This window comes from Novosphingobium sp. (assembly GCF_019748365.1).
Taxonomy (GTDB): domain Bacteria; phylum Pseudomonadota; class Alphaproteobacteria; order Sphingomonadales; family Sphingomonadaceae; genus Novosphingobium.
In genome coordinates, this window is record NZ_JAIEPN010000097.1 from 1 (window position 1) to 3,876 (window position 3,876).

Sequence of the window (3,876 nt, forward strand, 5' to 3'; positions counted from 1 at the left end):
GGTGGTGGGGCATGCCCCACCACCAGCAGCACCTAAATCTCCACCGAAAATTACACCACGAGCGCGGACGCTAACGGATGCGATTGACGACAGCATCAAGGACAGGCTTCGCGAAGGCATGAGCCTCAATGCCATTAAACGGCGCTTCTTTGATCGAGGCGAGATGGGCGATGCACTCAAGGTCGAGCGCTTTCAGAACCAGGCCGACCGACCCTTTCGCCGTATCAACGGCGCGGCTGCCATTCTCGATGAGGCCGTCTTCGCCGAAACCGATCTCGCGGCGACCAATGGCGCGGCTCATTTCAATCAGGACAATCTGCACCTTCTGGTGATCCGCGGACCAACGCTGATGAAGCTCGTGCACGCGCTTTACGAGAGGGCCGCCGATGAAGCCTGAGGCAACTGCGCTGACCATCCTGTCCACCACTCGGGCGCGGGCAAAGATGCACGAATTCCGAGTCGCACCGGCGGACTTCAATGCACTGCCGCGCGATCCGTCAATGCTCTTCTCGCTGGCGATAAGCATCTTGGGCGACGTTGCGGCCGCGGTCGCCGACACGCTCGAAGGTGCGGCCGTCGCACCCGCGGCGCTTCCTCGGCCGCTCGGCTGGAGCGAGTTGGACGGAGATCCGCAAGACGTGCTGCGCTTCGCCTCTATCTTCTTCGATGCTTATCTGAACGCACAGCTCGATGCCGACCTGAACTCCGAGTTTTCTCTGCTGTGCGCCGCCGCTTATTATATCGCGGGGAATGTCGGCAGCGCGACCGTAATCATACGGCATATGGCGGCGCCCGATCTCAGCCTCGCGGGCGGCCTCGGCCATCTCGTTTACAACATCCTCAAAAACAGCTTCATTCCGATCGAGACGCCTCATGCTCATCAAGCGGCGACGACCGAGCTTCTGCAGGCGCTGCGCGGCTATTTCAGCTTCGAGGCCGATGCAGATGGCATCGCTGAGGTGTGCCGTAGACTCCGCGAGTATTTCCACCGATCCGGCTCGCCGCGTGAATTGCTCTACGCCGACATTGTCGGTGCCTTGTGTGCGCTCAAGCTCAGAAATGCTGCCCGGACGATTCTGCCGGCAGCATCAGGTTTGGAGCCGGAGGCGTGGCGCCCGGCGCTCGCCAAGTCGCATTTTCCGATCGAACTCTGGCCCGCCCAGCAGCGGATCGCGGATGCCAGCGTGTTCGCTGGACGCTCCGTGGTCATCCAGATGCCGACGAGCGCCGGCAAAACCCGCGCCACCGAAATCATTATTCGATCGGCCTTTCTATCGGGTCGAGCGCATCTCGCTGTCATAGTCGCCCCTTATCGCTCACTCTGCCACGACATCCGGGGCGATTTGGTGACGGCATTTGCTGGCGAGAATGTGCGCTTGGACGAAGCATCGGACGCCTATCAATTCGACCTCGCGCTTGATGAGCTGTTCGCCGAAGACTCGGTGCTGATCATCACGCCTGAAAAGCTCCTCTATATGCTGCGCCGGGCTCCCGACCTCGCCCAGAGGATCGGATTGGTAATCTATGACGAGGGACATCAATTCGACGGAATCACACGGGGGCCAACCTACGAGCTACTCCTCACCACGCTGCGCATGTCGCTCCCCATCGAGACCCAGATTATTCTCATCTCCGCCGTGATCGGCAACGCGCCCGACGTCGCCGCATGGCTGATCGGTGATGCCGATGCGGTCGTCGGCGCCGAGGGCCTGCTGCCGACGACCAAGAGCATTGCGTTCGCGAGCTGGCAAGATCAGCGCGGGCGGCTCGAATATGTGAAGCCGGAGGATCCGGCCGATCGCGAATATTTCGTACCGCGCATCATCGGCGATATCGCTCTGCCGTTGCGTGGCAGGGAAACCGCCCAACGGAGGTTCCCCGAGAAGACCGGCGGTGATGTCGGTCTGTTCCTCGGCCTGCACGTCGTGCGCAACGGCAGTGTCGCCATCTTCTGTGGCCGAAAAGACAGCGTGACAAAAATCTGTTCGCGTGCCGTCGAGATCGTCGATCGCGGCGTCGCGCTCGAATGGCCCATCGAAACCTCAGATGCCGCCGAAGTGGAGAAGATCCGATCGCTTTGCGAGCTCGAGCTTGGTGCCAGTTCGTCGGCGACCCGCGCGGCGGCACTCGGGATATTCGCCCATCATGCCGACACGCCACATGGCATCCGGCTCGCTATCGAACATGCTATGAAAGAGGGGCTAGCGAAGTTCGTGATTTGCACCTCGACCTTGGCCCAGGGCGTAAACTTTCCGCTCAAATATCTGATCGTCACATCGACGCGCCAAGGCGGCGAACAAATTCTAGTGCGCGACTTCCACAATCTGATGGGGCGTGCCGGTCGTGCGGGGATGCACACCGAGGGAAGCGTCATCTTCTCGACTCCGTCCATCTATGACCAGCGGCAGCAATTTCGCGGCCAGTGGACGTGGAACCGCGCCATCGAACTCCTTGATGCTCGAAACTCCGAACCGACTCGCAGCTCGATCCTAGCGTTGTTCGATGCATATCAGCAGCGCCAGCCGCCGATCGTGCAGGAGATCCCGCCGGATTGGCTTGACCTAGCCTTTGCAGATGCCGCCCGGATCGATGAGGTCGTGGCTGCGGCACTCGCGGTGCAGCCCAACATCAGTGAACGCGAATTCCGCCGGTTCATCGAAGGTCGGGCCCGCGCTGTTCAGAACATCGCCGCCTTCCTCGTCGCCAACATGACTTTTGCAGAGGGCGAGGATGCCGCAGTGCGAACCGGTGAACTTGCGGCCAACACATTGGCCCACCACCTCGCTGACGAGGAGACCCGGGTTCGTCTCGTCGAAGTGTTCCGGTCAATCGGGGAATCGATTGCGGCCAACACGGATGGCGACCAACGCGCGCTCATTCGACGGTCACCCCTGCCACCAGCGGCGGTCGCTGAACTCAAGACTTGGCTCGCCGAAAACCTCGAAAATCTAAAGGTGGCGGTGCAGGAAAATCAGCTATTCGCCGAAATTTCTCCTTTGGCGCTCCGTTTCGCCACGTCTCGCGCGATCCAAGCGATCAGCGTTCAGGATATCGTTCCACGCGCTCTGCAGGAGTGGGTGGCAGGCAGATCCTACGCTGTGATCTTCGACACCTTGGCCGAAGCAAAAGTGAGGGTCGGGCGTGACCATGTTACCGTCGAAGATGCTGTCGCGCTGTGCGAAAGCGGCTTTGGCTATGATGTTGCCATGATCGCAGCATCGATAGCGGATCTAACCGAGGGGCTGGACGACGCACTGCACACAGGAGCTGCCCTGCTGCAAAAGCAGATTAAGTATGGACTGACCGAACGTGCAGCGATTGCGTTTTACGAGGCTGGATTCGCTGACCGGCATGTCGCCAGTCTTCTCGGTCTCGTCTGGGAAAATGTCGTCGACCGGGGCGGCGTCCGCGCGGCCTGTCAGCAAGAGGAGATCGTGCGCGCGGTGCTCGCGCACATTCCAAGCTATTTCGTCGGAGTTGCTGCCGAGTTGGGAGATTGGGGATAATACGCCGGTGAGTTGGTATCGTCGATCGGGAAGCGCGTTATCACTTTGACCGCACGAGACCCAGCACCGTCGCTGCCGCATCCCGACGCACAGCCGCTTTTGGTATCATTTGGATCGACACTGAATAAGCGAGATTGGAGCGCATAGCCGACCGGGTGGTCTGCGCGACCCAAATGGCAGCTTTCAGAGATATCCGCCACTCGCATCAACGACGCTGAATATCTTGAATTGGGTCGGAACCTGCCTCAGCGGGGCACTGTCGGCTTTCGGTTAGCCAAGCCACCCTCAACCATACTCTTGCGCCACCAGACCTAAACCCTCTGACACCGGAGCCATAGATATCCCGACCCCCGCGTCACGCGCATATGAC

1 protein-coding gene and 1 pseudogene are annotated in these 3,876 nt (G+C 60.3%); both read left to right on the forward strand.

The window, feature by feature from the left end:
* Positions 1–397 (forward strand): annotated as a pseudogene (locus K5Q19_RS12260) (hypothetical protein); the annotation flags it as partial.
* Positions 387–3,506 carry a DEAD/DEAH box helicase gene (locus K5Q19_RS12265; protein WP_292945490.1) on the forward strand — a complete coding sequence of 1,040 codons (3,120 nt, stop codon included), beginning with the start codon at positions 387–389 and terminating at the stop codon, positions 3,504–3,506. The pseudogene K5Q19_RS12260 and the gene K5Q19_RS12265, both read left to right, overlap by 11 nt.
* The last annotated feature ends 370 nt before the right edge of the window (positions 3,507–3,876 follow it).